Annotated in this window: 11 protein-coding genes; 4 read left to right on the plus strand and 7 right to left on the minus strand. The window is 65.2% G+C overall.

Annotated elements, in window-relative coordinates:
* Nucleotides 1-266: 266 nt before the first annotated feature.
* Genes fdx through ACIQ09_RS12290 form a run of 6 tightly spaced genes read right to left on the minus strand, consistent with a single transcriptional unit; the run spans nucleotide 267 to nucleotide 4,879 of the window.
* Nucleotides 267-605, minus strand: coding sequence for an ISC system 2Fe-2S type ferredoxin (gene fdx, locus ACIQ09_RS12265; protein ID WP_398309952.1), 339 nt, complete (start codon nucleotides 603-605; stop codon nucleotides 267-269).
* Nucleotides 605-2,482 carry a Fe-S protein assembly chaperone HscA gene (gene hscA, locus ACIQ09_RS12270; RefSeq protein WP_398309955.1) on the minus strand — a complete coding sequence of 626 codons (1,878 nt, stop codon included), beginning with the start codon at nucleotides 2,480-2,482 and terminating at the stop codon, nucleotides 605-607. The genes fdx and hscA overlap by 1 nt, the downstream gene beginning before the upstream one ends.
* 21 nt (nucleotides 2,483-2,503) lie before the next feature.
* On the minus strand, nucleotides 2,504-2,827 hold the full coding sequence (gene iscA / locus ACIQ09_RS12275; protein ID WP_398309958.1) for an iron-sulfur cluster assembly protein IscA: 324 nt from the start codon (nucleotides 2,825-2,827) through the stop codon (nucleotides 2,504-2,506).
* A gap of 10 nt (nucleotides 2,828-2,837) precedes the next feature.
* A complete protein-coding gene (gene erpA, locus ACIQ09_RS12280; protein ID WP_398309961.1) occupies nucleotides 2,838-3,191 on the minus strand; it encodes an iron-sulfur cluster insertion protein ErpA in 354 nt (117 codons plus the stop codon).
* An 11-nt stretch (nucleotides 3,192-3,202) separates the two neighbouring features.
* On the minus strand, nucleotides 3,203-3,628 hold the full coding sequence (iscU, locus tag ACIQ09_RS12285; RefSeq protein WP_398309964.1) for a Fe-S cluster assembly scaffold IscU: 426 nt from the start codon (nucleotides 3,626-3,628) through the stop codon (nucleotides 3,203-3,205).
* A gap of 36 nt (nucleotides 3,629-3,664) precedes the next feature.
* On the minus strand, nucleotides 3,665-4,879 hold the full coding sequence (locus ACIQ09_RS12290) for an IscS subfamily cysteine desulfurase (protein WP_398309967.1): 1,215 nt from the start codon (nucleotides 4,877-4,879) through the stop codon (nucleotides 3,665-3,667).
* Nucleotides 4,880-5,336: 457 nt separating this feature from the next.
* Here ACIQ09_RS12290 and nifA point away from each other — a divergent pair, with 457 nt between their 5' ends.
* Complete coding sequence (nifA, locus tag ACIQ09_RS12295) at nucleotides 5,337-6,971, plus strand: nif-specific transcriptional activator NifA (RefSeq protein WP_398309970.1); 1,635 nt, start codon at nucleotides 5,337-5,339, stop codon at nucleotides 6,969-6,971.
* A gap of 120 nt (nucleotides 6,972-7,091) precedes the next feature.
* Nucleotides 7,092-8,387, plus strand: coding sequence for a diguanylate cyclase (locus ACIQ09_RS12300; RefSeq protein ID WP_398309973.1), 1,296 nt, complete (start codon nucleotides 7,092-7,094; stop codon nucleotides 8,385-8,387).
* 130 nt (nucleotides 8,388-8,517) lie between these two features.
* Here ACIQ09_RS12300 and ACIQ09_RS12305 read toward each other — a convergent pair whose 3' ends face one another.
* Complete coding sequence (locus tag ACIQ09_RS12305) at nucleotides 8,518-12,063, minus strand: PAS domain S-box protein (protein ID WP_398309976.1); 3,546 nt, start codon at nucleotides 12,061-12,063, stop codon at nucleotides 8,518-8,520.
* A gap of 310 nt (nucleotides 12,064-12,373) precedes the next feature.
* Here ACIQ09_RS12305 and nifB point away from each other — a divergent pair, with 310 nt between their 5' ends.
* Nucleotides 12,374-13,945: a nitrogenase cofactor biosynthesis protein NifB gene (nifB, locus tag ACIQ09_RS12310; protein ID WP_398309979.1), complete on the plus strand. Its 1,572-nt coding sequence runs from the start codon at nucleotides 12,374-12,376 to the stop codon at nucleotides 13,943-13,945.
* Nucleotides 13,946-13,998: 53 nt separating this feature from the next.
* The gene (locus ACIQ09_RS12315; RefSeq protein ID WP_169145535.1) at nucleotides 13,999-14,193 is read left to right on the plus strand and encodes a 4Fe-4S dicluster domain-containing protein; all 195 of its coding nucleotides are present in this window, start codon (nucleotides 13,999-14,001) and stop codon (nucleotides 14,191-14,193) included.
* Nucleotide 14,194 lies beyond the last annotated feature (1 nt).

Genomic DNA, 14,194 nt, shown 5'->3' on the forward strand with positions numbered 1-14,194 from the left:
AAAAGAGGCAGGGAGGTTAAAAACCCTGGTCAAATTTCAGCCGGAATTCACCCTGATAGATGGTCAGTTTTCGGCCGGCAACAACAGCATGGTGGGCCTGATGCGGCGCCGCAGCATGGCGGCCAATCACGGCATACTCTTTGTGTTCACTTAGGCACAGAGCCATTGCATGTGGATGAGGGACACCCTGCCACCGCACGCCCACGTGGGGAGGGGCAGCAATGTGTGGGGGGGGGCGCTTTGTGCCCTCCTGGGGTGGATGTTGCTCAGCCGTGTTCCCGGGCGTGGTTGCGGGAGTGTTTGGGGATTTCGATGAGGAGGTCGCCGTCGCCGAGCTTGACGCAGCAGGCCAGGCGGGAGTCGGCCTGGAGGGCCCAGGCGGAATCGAGCTGGTCTTCTTCCAGGTCGGTGCTGGGGGGCACGCTGGCGCTGCCCTGGCGGATGTAGACGTGGCAGGTGGCGCAGGCGGCCACCTTCTCGCAGGCATGTTCGAGGGGCACGCCGTTGGCCAGCAGGGCGTCGCACAGGGTCTGGCCCGGCTTTGACTCGAAGTTGACGCCGTCGGGGCACAGATGGGGATGGGGCAGAACGCGGACGGTGCTCATCACAGGGTCTCCAGGCTGCGGCCGGCGAGGGCCCGTTTGATGCTGGCGTCCATGCGGCGCCCCGCAAAGTCGGCGCTGGCGGCGTTGAGGGCGTCGGTGGCGGCGCGGATCTTGCGCGTGTCGCCTTCGTCGGTTTCGAGCAGTTCGGCCAGGGCAAAGATGGCTTTCTGCACCAGGTCCCGTTCGGGCGGGGCGAGGAGCGCGGCGCCGTCGGTGGCGAGGGCGGCCTCGGTGGCATCGATGAGGCGCCGGGCTTCCACCTGGGCTTCGCGCAGCATGCGCGTGGCGGCGTCGATCTCGCCAGTGCCGTAGGCGTCCAGCAGCATGCGTGCCACTTCACCGTCGCCGAGGCCGTAGGAGGGTTTGACCTCCACGTGGGCTTCGACACCACTGGCCTGCTCCCGGGCGGTGACCGACAGCAGGCCGTCGGCATCGATCTGGAAGGTGACACGGATGCGTGCGGCGCCGGCCACCATGGGCGGAATGCCGCGCAGGGTGAAGCGGGCCAGGGAGCGGCATTCGGAGACGATCTCGCGCTCGCCTTGCACCACGTGCACGCTCATGGCGGTCTGGCCGTCCTTGTAGGTGGTGAAGTCCTGGGCGCGGGCGGTGGGGATGGTGCTGTTGCGCGGCACGATCTTCTCCACCAGTCCGCCCATGGTCTCGAGGCCGAGGGACAGGGGGCACACGTCCAGCAGCAGCCAGTCGGCCTCGGCGCCGGACTTGCGGTTGCCGGCCAGCACGTCGGCCTGCATGGCGGCGCCGAGGGCCACGACCTGGTCCGGGTCGAGGTTGTTGAGCGGGGCTGTGCCGAAGAGCTTTTCGACGGCGGCCTGGACGTGGGGCATGCGGGTGGAGCCGCCGACCATGACCACGCCCTTGATGTCTTCGGCGCCAAGATTGGCATCGCGCAGAGCCTTGCGCACCGGGCGCAGGCTGCGGGCCACCAGGTCGGCGGTGAGCTCGCTGAAGGTCGTCCGGCTGACCGGCACCTGGATCGACACGTTGTTGCTGAAGCTGCAGGTGGCGACGGTGAGCTCCAGCCCGGACAGGCTTTCCTTGACGCTGCGGGCCAGGGCCAACAGGCGCCGGCGGTCTTCCACCGGCAGGTCGTCGGGCAGGCTGGCCTGGGCCTTCAGCCAGTCGGCCAGCAGATGGTCGAAGTCGTCGCCGCCGAGGGCCGGGTCACCGTTGGTGGCGAGCACTTCGAACACGCCCCGGGTGAGCTTGAGGATGGAGATGTCGAAGGTGCCGCCGCCCAGGTCGTAGACGGCGTAGATGCCTTCGGCGGCGTTGTCGAGGCCGTAGGCGATGGCCGCGGCGGTAGGTTCGTTGAGCAGGCGCAGCACGTTGAGGCCGGCCAGGCGGGCGGCGTCCTTGGTGGCCTGGCGCTGGGCGTCGTCGAAATAGGCGGGCACGGTGATCACCGCGCCGGTGAGCTCGCCACCCAGGCTGGCTTCGGCCCGCTCGCGCAGGCAGCGCAGGATGTCGGCGGAGACTTCCACCGGGGTCTTGCGGCCGGCGCGGGTTTCGATGCCGACCATGCCGGGGCCGTCGCTGAGCAGGTAGTGGCTGCGCATGCCCGCATCGGCGTCGGCCAGGGCGCGGCCCATCAGGCGCTTCACCGAGGCGATGGTGTTGAGGGGGTCGTCGGCCTGGCCGGCACGGGCCTCGCGGCCGACAACCCTCTCCGTTTCGCCGTAGTGGACTACCGAGGGCAGCAGGGTGTCGCCGGCTTCGTCGGCCAGGGCCTTGGCCATGCCACTGGCCACGGTGGCGACGAGGGAGTTGGTGGTGCCGAGGTCGATGCCGACGGCCAGGCGGTGCTGGTGAGGGGCTGCAGCCAGCCCCGGCTCGGCGATTTGCAGCAGCGCCATGATGGTTCTCCCTTTACGAGGTCAGACGGCGAAACTCTCGCCACAGCCGCATTCGGCCTTGGAATTGGGGTTGTTGAACTTGAAGCCTTCGTTGAGCCCTTCGCGTACGAAGTCCAGCTCGGTGCCTTCCAGGTAGGGCAGGCTGCGCGGGTCCACCAGCAGCTTGACGCCGCCGCTTTCGAAGATCAGGTCTTCGGGCTGGCTCTCGTCGGCAAACTCCAGGGCGTAGGCCATGCCTGAGCAGCCGCTGGTCTTGACGGCGAGGCGCAGGCCGACGCCTTTGCCGCGCTTGTCGAGGGTTTTCTGGATGTGACGGGCGGCCTTCTCGGTAACGGTGATGCTCATGGCGTGTACCTCACACGGAGAAGGAGCTGCCGCAGCCACAGGTGCTGGTGGCGTTGGGGTTGCGGATGACGAAGCGCGAGCCTTCGAGGCTGTCCTCGTAGTCGATCTCGGCGCCCATCAGATACTGGGTGCTCATGGAGTCGATGAGCAGGGTGACGCCGGCCTGCTCGATGCGCAGGTCGTCTTCGTTGGCCACTTCGTCGAAGGAGAAGCCGTACTGGAAGCCGGAGCAGCCGCCGCCGCTCACATACACGCGAAGCTTCAGTTCGGTGTTGCCCTCTTCGGCGATGAGCTCGGCAACCTTGCCGGCAGCAGCCTGGGTAAAGACGACGGGGGCGGGCATTTCGGTAACGGGGGTGTTCATGGCGTGACTCCTCAGGGGGCGACGGGGGCGCAGATCGGGGTTTCGGTTTCGGTGCTGCTGCCGTGCTTGGAACGGTAGTCGGCAACGGCGGCCTTGATGGCATCCTCGGCGAGGATCGAGCAGTGGATCTTGACCGGGGGCAGGGCCAGCTCTTCGGCGATCTCGGTGTTCTTGATCTCGAGGGCCTGGCTGAGGGTCTTGCCCTTCACCCATTCGGTGACCAGGGAGCTGGAGGCGATGGCCGAGCCGCAGCCGTAGGTCTTGAACTTGGCGTCCTCGATGACGCCCTCGGCGGACACCTTGATCTGCAGGCGCATCACGTCGCCGCAGGCGGGGGCGCCGACCATGCCGGTGCCCACGTCCTCGTCGTCCTTGCCGAAGGCGCCGACGTTGCGGGGGTTCTCGTAGTGTTCGATGACTTTTTCGCTATAGGCCATGATGGTTCTCCGGGGGGCTCTGTCGGGTTGCGGGGATCAGTGGGCGGCCCACTGGATGCTTTCGAGGTCGATGCCCTCGCGCACCATCTCCCACAGGGGGGAGAGTTCGCGCAGCTTGGCAACCGCTTCGCCAAGGAGGGCGATGGTGGTGTCCACCTCGGCTTCGGTGGTGAAGCGGCCGATGGAGAAGCGGATCGAGCTGTGGGCCAGTTCGTCGTTGCGGCCGAGGGCGCGCAGCACGTAGGAGGGTTCCAGGCTGGCCGAGGTGCAGGCCGAACCGGACGACACCGCCAGCTGCTTGATGCCCATCAGCAGGGATTCGCCCTCGACGTAGTTGAAGCTGACGTTGAGGTTGTGGGGCACGCGGGCGTCCAGGTCGCCGTTGAGGTAGACCTCGTCCATGGTGGACAGGCCGGCCCACAGGCGATCGCGCAGCCAGCGGATGCGCTCGTTCTCGGCGGCCATGCCAGCGCGGGCGATGGCGTAGGCCTCGCCCATGCCGACGATCTGGTGGGTGGGCAGGGTGCCGGAGCGCAGGCCACGCTCATGGCCGCCGCCGTGGATCAGGGCCTCCAGGCGCACGCGGGGCTTGCGCCGCACGTACAGGGCGCCGATGCCCTTGGGGCCGTAGGTCTTGTGGGCGGACAGGGAGAGCAGGTCGATGGGCGTCTTCTCCAGGTCGATCTCCACCTTGCCGGCCGCCTGGGCCGCATCCACGTGGTAGATCACGCCCTTGGCCCGGCACAGGGCGCCGATGGCGGCCACGTCCTGGATCACGCCGATCTCGTTATTCACGTACATGGTGGACACCAGCACCGTGTCCGGGCGCATGGCGGCGGCGAGTTTGTCCAGATCAATCAGGCCGTTGGGCTCCACGTCCAGATAGGTGACGCTGAAACCTTCCCGCTCCAGCTCGCGGCAGGTGTCGAGCACCGACTTGTGCTCGGTCTTGGGGGTGATCAGGTGCTTGCCGCGGGAGGCCGCGTAGAAACGGGCTGCGCCCTTGATGGCCAGGTTGTTGGATTCGGTGGCGCCGGAGGTCCACACGATTTCCTTGGGGTCGGCGCCGATCAGGGTGGCCACCTGTTCGCGGGCAATTTCAACCGCTTCCTCGGCGGCCCAGCCGTAGGCGTGGGAACGGCTGGCGGGGTTGCCGAAAAGCTCGGTCAGGTAGGGAATCATCTTGGCGGCCACCCGGGGGTCCACCGGGGTGGTCGCAGCGTAATCGAGATAGATCGGTTGGGTCGTCATGGGCCTTGTTCTCCGCTGGGGGCTTTTGCGGGGACTTCAGCAACTTCGGTGCCATGCCCGGTGGTGTTGTGCAGGTGTATGAATTTAAAGGAATGTTTTGTTTTGCTCAGGGCGAAATTGCGATTCGGTCGATGGCTTTGTCGGATTTGTCGCCTTCCTCACAGGCTCGGACCGACATTGCGAGGCGGGGCCGGCCGGGGCACCACGGCAGGGCGTGATGCGCTCCAACGGGGCGCGAAAAAGGCGTCGCAGAGGAGCGCCTGCAAGGTATTGGTAGCCTTGATTTTTTGTGCAGTGCCGTAGATCAAGGCTCTCCGCCCGACGGCGCGCGGGCAATGTCCCTACGGTGTGTAGGTATAAGCCTTGCTTGGGTTCATCCCCATATCCCTTCGCGGCGCCCCTTTTTTTCCGCGACCCAAGCCGGCACCTTGCCCGGCGTTTTATCAGGAGGCTCGCCATGAACGCGGTACTGCATATGCGGGCTCAGACCGAGCTCGCCACCATCTACGAGATCAGCAAGATCCTCACCTCCAGCCTGGATGTGGCCAAGACCTGTCGTGAAGCGCTGAACGTGCTGGCCAACAACATGGGCTATCGGCGCTGCATGATCATTGTCGACACCGAGGATGAGGAGCTGCATTTGTTGGCGGCCGTCGGCCTGACCCCGGAGGAGTACGACGCCGGTCACTACCTTCCCGGTGAGGGGGTGATAGGCAAGGTGTTTTCCAGCGGCATGCCCGCGGTGGTTCACGACCTCGCGTCAGAGCCCTTTTTCCTCAATCGCACCGGTGCCATCGACCATGTGGACGGGGAGCGCATTGCCCTAGTGGGCATGCCCATCCGGGTGGCCAAGGCGGTGGTCGGGGTGATCACCATCGACCGGGTCAGCGAACGGGCGGGTGGGGGCTTCAACGAGGATGTGCGCCTGCTCACCATGGCGGCCAGCCTGGTGGGTCAGGCCCTGGCCCTGCAGCGCACGGTGCTGGCGGAGCGCAACCAGCTGATCAGCGAGACCCGGCGTCTGCGTCAGGAGCTGAAGGGGCGTTTCCGGCTGGATAACGTGATTGGCGTATCGAAGCGCATGCAGGACGTCTTTGCCGAGGTGCACCAGGCCGGGCCGTCCCGTTCGACGGTGTTGTTGCGCGGTGAAAGCGGCACCGGCAAGGAAGTCATTGCCCGGGCCCTGCACACCCTGTCGCCGCGCAAGGAGGGCCCCTTTATCAAGGTCAACTGCGCCGCCCTCAGCGAGAGCCTGCTCGAGTCCGAACTCTTCGGCCATGAGAAGGGCAGCTTCACGGGGGCTGTCGGCGAGCGCAAGGGGCGCTTCGAGATGGCCGACAAGGGCACGCTCTTCCTCGACGAGATCGGTGACATCTCCCCGGCCTTCCAGGCCAAGCTGCTGCGCGTGCTGCAGGAACGGGAGTTCGAACGGGTGGGGGGCAACCGATCGATCAAGGTGGACGTGCGCCTGGTGTGTGCCACCAATCGCAACCTGGAAAAAATGGTGGCCGCCGGTGAGTTCCGTGCCGACCTCTACTACCGCATCAACGTGGTCAGTCTGTTCCTGCCGCCCCTGCGTGAGCGCCGCGACGACATCCCGCCGCTGATCGCCTACTTTATCGAGCGCTACAACAAGGACAACGGACGCGACCTGCGCGTGACACCGGAGGCCCTCAATGTGCTGGTCAATTGCTACTGGCCGGGCAATGTGCGCGAGCTGGAGAACTGCATCGAGCGCACCGCCACCATGGCCCGGGGCGAGTCCATCAGCGAACTGCACTTTCCCTGCCAGACCAATCGCTGTCTGACCCAGACCCTGCACCACGTGGACAAGGACGACGCGGTGGCGCCGGTGCGCGCCCAGGCAGGTCCCATCGAGATCTCGGTACCGGTCTCCGAGATCCCCCACCGCAGTGCTGCCCCCGAACGCCTGTTTGGCGAGGACATGCCCGAGGGTGAAAAGGAACGCCTCATCTGGGCCATGGAGCGCAGCGGCTGGGTGCAGGCCAAGGCGGCGCGGCTGCTCAACATCACTCCGCGGCAGATGGGCTACGCGCTACAGAAGTTCGACATCGAGGTGCGGCGCTTCTGAGCCGCAGGGCCTCGTAGCCGGGGATTTGTTTTGTTGTTAATTTGAGTTTCGTGCAGATGCTGGAGTCCTTATATACTCGGAAGCCCGATATGCGCATCATCTAACGCTGCCGCTCCGTCCATGTCAAAAGCTGAACATCTGCCGCCGTATATCGGGGCCTGTCTGCCAGTTGCAGAGGTGCTTTTCGATCAATTGGCGGACGCGGTCTATCTCATCGATCCCGATTCATCCCGCATCGTGTGGTGCAACCGGAAGGCCTGGGAAAGCCTGGGTCTGACCCGCGAGGACGTGCTTGATCAGAGTGTGCTGAGCCTGCAGATGGATGTGCACGGCCTGCCCCAATGGTCGGAGATCGCCGCGGCCATCCGTAGCACCGACTGCTTTCGCTTCATCGGCCGGCACCGCCACCAGCAGGGGCACGAGGTTGCGGTGGAGATCAATACCACCCACTTCGAACTCGATGGCCGTAGTTATTTTCTGTCGGTGGCCCGGGACATCACGCGTCGGGTCGCCCAGGATACCAACGCGCCCCATCGGGAGAAGCAGCTGTGGTTCGCCCTCAATGAGGCCAGTGATGGTCTGTGGGACTGGGAGGTGCCCACCGGGGTGCTGTTCTTCAGCCCGCAGCTCAAGCGTATGCTCGGTTACGGCCCCGACGAGATGGCGCCGGTGCTGGAGACCTGGAGCGACAACGTGCATCCCGATGATGTGCCGGTCGTGATGGCCGTGCTCCAGGAGCACCTGCAGGGCAAGCGCTCCCGCTACGAGGCCGAGTACCGTATCCGCAATCGCAATGGCCATTACATCTGGGTGCACGATCGCGGCCGTGTCTGCGAGTATGGACCGGACGGCCAGCCCGTCCGAGTGGTGGGCATGGTGCAGGACATCAGCACCCGCAAGCAGATGGAGCTGCAACTGCAGGCGCTGGCCTCCAGCGATACGCTGACCGGCCTGGCCAATCGTCACCAGGGTACGACCTTCCTCAAGTCCCAGAGTGAGCTGTGTCAGCGTCTTGGCCTGCCTCTCGGTCTGGCCTTCATCGACATCGACAATTTCAAGGCCATCAATGATGTCTTCGGTCACCTGGCCGGCGACCGGGTGCTCCAGCAGGTGGGGCAGGCCGTGAAGGGCGCGGTACGGGGGTCCGACCTGGTGTGCCGCTGGGGCGGCGAGGAGTTCATCGTGATTGCCCCCAACACCAGCGCCGAGCAGATGTCCCTGGTAGCGGAGAAGGTGCGGCTTGCGGTGCTCCACGACATGGCCGGCCAGCGGCCTCCGGTGACGGTCAGCGCGGGCGTAGCCTCTGCCGCAGGACGCGCCATCGACCTCAATGCCCTGATGGCCAGCGCTGACTCCGCCCTCTACCGGGCCAAGGATAACGGCCGAAATCGCGTCGAGCTGGCCCCGGGGGCTTGAAGTCGCCCCACAAGTCGCGCCTGCAGGAGAGACCGTATCGACCGTCAGACGACGCGTCAAACTGCGGAAAGCAGGTTCATTCGACCTTCTCACGTCAGGTCGTCGACATACCGATGAAGGGTCGCTGCGCTTAGACCGAAGGCTCGGTCAGGGTTGTACGCAGTATTGCCAGCATACTGGCCAGGAGTGTTTCCGCCTCGGCGGCCCGGGTTTCGAGGGTGGTGTTGTCGGCGCCGTCGATCAGCGCGGTTTCCAGGGCTGCTGCGCTGTAACGGAGTGCCTGCATGCCCAGGGTGGCGCTGGTTCCCTTGAGTGAGTGGGCAACGAGCCGTGCAGAGGCCATGTCGCCGGCGGCCAGATGGGCCCGGAAGCGTGTCATCGCATCAGCGCTGGTGTTCAGGAACTGCTTGAGCAGGCGCACATACAGGGCCGTGCGCCCGCCAAGATTTGCCAGGGCGAAGCGTGTGTCCACCTCTGGGTGGGGTGCCAACCGGGCAATGAGTGCAGTGTCTGCGCTCGGTACGGTGTTGGCGGGTAGGGGGTGCGGGTGGGGGGGCACGACGATGCTGGCCGCAGCCGGGGGCGGCAGCCACTTGAGCAGCACGGCATAGAGGGTGGCGGGATCGACCGGCTTGGTGATGAAGTCCACCATGCCGGCTGCGAGGCAGCGGGCCCGGTCTTCGGAGAAGGCGTTGGCCGTCATGGCGATGACGGGCAGCTTGTGCTGATCTGCGTGTTGGCGGATCAGGCGAGTGGCTTCCACGCCATCCAGTCGGGGCATCTGCATGTCCATGAAGACCAGGTCGAAGTGGGCATTCCGAACCTTGTCCAGTGCATCCAGGCCATCCACCGCGGTTTCGGCCCGCAGGCCCACGGCGTCGAGGAGCTGCACGGCCACTTCCCGGTTGATGCTGTCGTCGTCGACCACCAGCAGGCGCACGCTGTCGCCATGGCGGCGCAGTTGCGTCGTGGCCTCGGCCAGTTCCGGCAGCCCGGCAGGCGCGAGGGTGCCTTCGGCGCCGGGTTCGAAAACCACCGTGAACCAGAAGGTGCTGCCCCGGCCGGTCTCGCTTTCAACGCCGGCCTCGCCACCCATCAGCCGGGCCAGGCGCCGGGTGATCGCCAGGCCCAGCCCGGTGCCACCGAAGCGCCGGGTTGTGGACACGTCGGCTTGGACGAAGCTTTGGAACAGGCTGGCCTGGGCTTCCTGGCTCAGGCCGATGCCTGTGTCACTGACCTCGAAGCGGACGGTCAGGGTCCTTGCCTGAGTGTCGAGAATGCGGGCGTGCAGGCGGACAGCGCCCGACGGGGTGAACTTGACGGCATTGCTGGCCAGGTTGAGGAGGGCCTGGCGTACCCGTGTGACATCGCCCCGGACCCACAGGGGCTCACCCTCACAAGAGGCTTCCACCGTCAGATCCTTGGCTCGCGCCGCTTCGGCGATCATCGAATGGACCTGGTCGAGCACCGCTACGACGGGGAAATTGACGGTTTCCAGTTCAAGGTGTCCGGACTCGATCTTGGACAGGTCGAGGATGTCATTGATGATGGTCATCAGATGCCGGGCCGACGCGTCGATCTTGTGCAGGTAGTCTGCATCTTCCGGGCTGCGTCCGGTGTTGTGCTGCATCAGGTGGCAGATGCCGAGGATGGCGTTCATCGGCGTGCGGATCTCGTGGCTCATGTTGGCCAGGAAGGCGCTCTTGGCCCGGTTGGCCGCCTCGGCCTGGGTCTTGGCGTGCATGAGCTCCTCGGTGCGGGAGGCGACGAGCTCCTCCAGGTGCTCCCGGTGCTGATCCAGTTCCCGGGCCAGGCGCTTCTTCTCGGTGATGTCCTCCTTGACGGCCACATAGTGGGTGACCCGACCGTCAGGGCCATACACCGGGCTGATCACGGCAAACTCGATGTACTCGCTGCCATCCTTGCGGCGGTTGGAAAATTCACCCTTCCAGCTCTTGCCCGCCTTGAGGGTTGCCCACAGCTGGGCGTAGAGGGTGTCCGGCGTGTGCCCGGATCGCAGGATGCGCGGATTCTGTCCCTTCACCTCGTCCCGGGTGTAGCCGGTAGAGCGCAGGAAGGCATCGTTCACGTACTCGATTTCACCCGCGAGGTTGGTGATGACGATGCTCTCGGGGCTCTGCTCGATGGCCATGGAGAGTTTGCGCAGCTCGGCTTCTGCCTGGAGGCGTTCGGTGATGTCATGGACGATGGAGTAGAGCAGCTGGCGCTCGCCGATATCGATGGGGCCGCTGAAGCACTCCACATGGCGGATCGACCCGTCGGCCCGGCGGTGATCGAATAGAAAGTGGTCGCGCTGGGTGCTGCGGGCCCGCAGCATGACGTCCCGGATCTCCCCAATGCTGAGGGTATTGATCTGGGTGATGTTCATTGTCCGCAGCTGTTCCTGTGTCCAGCCGTAATAGCCTGCAGCGGCCTGGTTGGCATCGATGATGGCCCCGTCCGCGGGGTCCACAATCAACATCACCGAGCTGCTGTTCTCGAAGAAGCTGCGGTACCGGTTCTCGCTCTTGGTGATGGCGGCCATCCGGGCTTCGAGATCCTGGTTGAGGGCGGCCAGGGCCAGCCGGTCTGCATCCTCCTGGTCGGCGCGGCGGCGCAGTTCGGCCACCATGGTGTTGAAGCCCTCGTTCAGTCGGGCCAGTTCGGGGGGCAGCCTGCTGATGGGAAGACGGACGTTCAGCTCGCCGCTGCTCACCTTGACGGAGGCATCCGTGACGCGGGCAATCCAGTTCTCGACCAGATGGTGGAGAACGTAGCGGGCCAGGAGCAGGGACACCAGCGCGATACAGGCCAGAAGCCCGATGCGCAGCCACAGGCCTTCGTCGATCTCGTGCAGGACCTTGCCGATGGGGGCGCCCACGCTGACGTAGAGCGCGCCGCTGGCCAGTTCTACGGGTTCCATGATGAAGAGGCGTTCGACGTTGTCGAGGCCGCGCATCAGGATACGTCGCTCCCCGGCCTGCAGGGCCGCGATCAGCCGGCTGCGGCTCTCCTCCGGCAGCGCGATGCCTCGCCAGCGTTCCGGCTCCGGATAGCGGGAGATAACGTCTCCGTCTGTGGAGAACAGGACGGAGGTCCATCCCGCAGGCAGGATGTAGCTGGCGGTCAGGCGGTCGAACCAGGTGATGTCCGTGGATGCAAATACGGCTGCCCGAAACGTGCCATTGGCGTCCCGTACCGGATAGCCAAAAGTGATCCCCGGCTTGCCCGTGATTTTGCCGGTGAGGAATTGCCCTGCGCTGAGATCGGCTGACGTCCTGGCGTTGAGAAACCAGTTTCGTTCGCTCACGTTGATGGGCGTGGTGATGGGGCGGGAGCTGCAGAAGACGTTTCCGTCTGCGGTGGCGGCCCCGATGATGGTGATGTCGCTGATCGACCGGGTCAGGCGCTCGGCGATCCCGTTGCAGGCGTCGGTGTCCAGATCTTTCAGGTCGTTGGCGTGGGCCATGGTGGACAGCAGCTGCTTCACCTGGCGCCGGGCGGCGGCCTCTTCGATGCGCGCGCTGCGCACCATGGTGAGGGCGCGCTGTTCGATGTCGGCGACGGCTCTCTCCCGTTCCACGCGGTAGTCGTGGATAACCAGCGCGGCCAGCGGTGCCAGGGTCAGCAGCAGGACAAGCCAGAGACGGTGGCTGAGGGAGGGGTTGCGGAGCACGGCGTCCACCCGGGTCAGGGCCGATGAGGCCGAAGAGGGTGGACGGATTATGCCCTACCGGCTGACCACTGCGGCATACGTGTAAACCGCCTCGGAGGCTCGGTGCTGTCAGGCCCTGTCCGCTTTGTCGCAAGCCCGACATGCCCCCCGCAGGATGCCGCCGATTGTCTCGACCGCGACATTCGACAATTTTCCGTAAATTCAGCAAGCCAATGATATTAAACAGGAATATCGGCTGGCATGGATCTGGCTATCAGTCTCTCAAACGAGACCTATACGTCCCCCCGAACAGAGACAAGGAGCCGCCCCCATGCAAAGCGCCTACATTAGCCTTGGTGACCTGAAAGCCAATCGCAACGCACTGGCCGAGCCCGTCGCCAGTGAATCCGCCGGGGGCTGTTCCAGCTCCGGCGGAGCCGGCAAGTCCAGCTGTGGTTCGTCGGGTGGCCCCGACGACATGCCGTCCGAGATCTGGGACAAGGTCAAGAACCACCCCTGTTACTCGGAAGAAGCCCACCACCACTTTGCCCGCATGCACGTGGCGGTGGCGCCGGCCTGCAACATCCAGTGTAACTACTGCAATCGCAAATATGACTGCAGCAACGAAAGCCGCCCCGGCGTGGTCAGCCAGAAGCTGACGCCCGACCAGGCCGTGAAGAAGGTGCTGGCCGTGGCCAGCGAGATTCCCCAGATGACCGTGCTCGGCATCGCCGGCCCCGGCGACGCGCTGGCCAATCCGAAGAAGACCTTCGACACCATGCGCCAGCTCACCGAGAAAGCGCCCGACATCAAGCTGTGTCTTTCCACCAATGGTCTGGCCCTGCCGGAAATGGTGGACGAGATCTGCAAGCACAACATCGATCACGTGACCATCACCATCAACATGGTGGACCCGGAGATCGGCGCCAAGATCTACCCGTGGATCTTCTGGAACCACCAGCGGGTTACCGGCGTCGAGGCCGCGCGCATCCTGCACGAACAGCAGATGAAGGGCCTGGAGATGCTCACCGCCCGCGGCGTGCTCACCAAGATCAACTCGGTGCTGATCCCCGGCATCAACGACGAGCACCTGATCGAGGTGAATCGCGAAGTCAAGAAGCGCGGTGCCTTCCTGCACAACATCATGCCGCTGATCAGCGAGGCCGAGCACGGCACCCACTTCGGCCTCACCGGCCAGCGCGGCCCCACCGCCCAGGAGCTGAAGGCCGTGCAGGACGCCTGCATGGGCGGCGCCAACCTGATGCGCCACTGCCGCCAGTGCCGCGCCGACGCGGTGGGCCTGCTCGGCGAAGACCGTAGCGAAGAATTCACCCTCGACAAGATCGAGGAGATGGACATCGTCTATGACATCGACAAGCGTCGTGCCTACCAGGAGAAGGTCGAGGCCGAGCGCCAGGCCCAGCACCAGGCCAAGGTGGACGCCCTGGCCGATGCCCTGGACGCCAGCCTGATCGCCGGCCAGGAAGACCTCAAGGTGCTGGTGGCCGTGGCCACCGAAGGCCAGGGCCGGGTGAACCAGCACTTTGGCCACGCCACCGAGTTCCAGATCTTTGAAGTCAGCCGCAAGGAAGCCCTGTTCGTCGGCCACCGCCGGGTGGATCTGTACTGCCAGGGCGGCTATGGCGAGGACGAGCAACTGCCCTCCATCGTCAATGCCATCAATGACTGCCACGCCGTGCTGGTCTCCAAGATCGGCGCCTGCCCCCGCGATGAACTGAAGGCCGCCGGCATCGAGCCGGTCGAGGAATACGCCCACGAGTTTATCGAGAAGGCCGCGCTGACCTGGTTTGCCGACTACTGCACCCGCGTTGCCAGCGGCGCCATCGTCCATCAGGAGCGCGGCGATGCACGCATCCGCCAGGGCGCCGTGATGGCGGCCTGACCCCCGATTCTTCCTACCCCTTCTTTCGTACCCACCACCGCAAGGAGACCATCATGGCCTACAAAATCATCGGTTCCACCTGCTCCGGCTGCTCCGCTTGCGACCCGGAATGCCCCAACGACGCCATCCGCGAAAAGAGCGGCGTCTTCATCATCGACCCGGCCAAGTGCACCGAGTGCGAGGGCCACTTCGACACGCCCCAGTGCGTGGCGGTGTGCCCGGTCGATGGCTGCATCGTGAGAGCCTGAT

The organism is Zoogloea sp., assembly GCF_044344315.1.
Lineage (GTDB): Bacteria > Pseudomonadota > Gammaproteobacteria > Burkholderiales > Rhodocyclaceae > Zoogloea.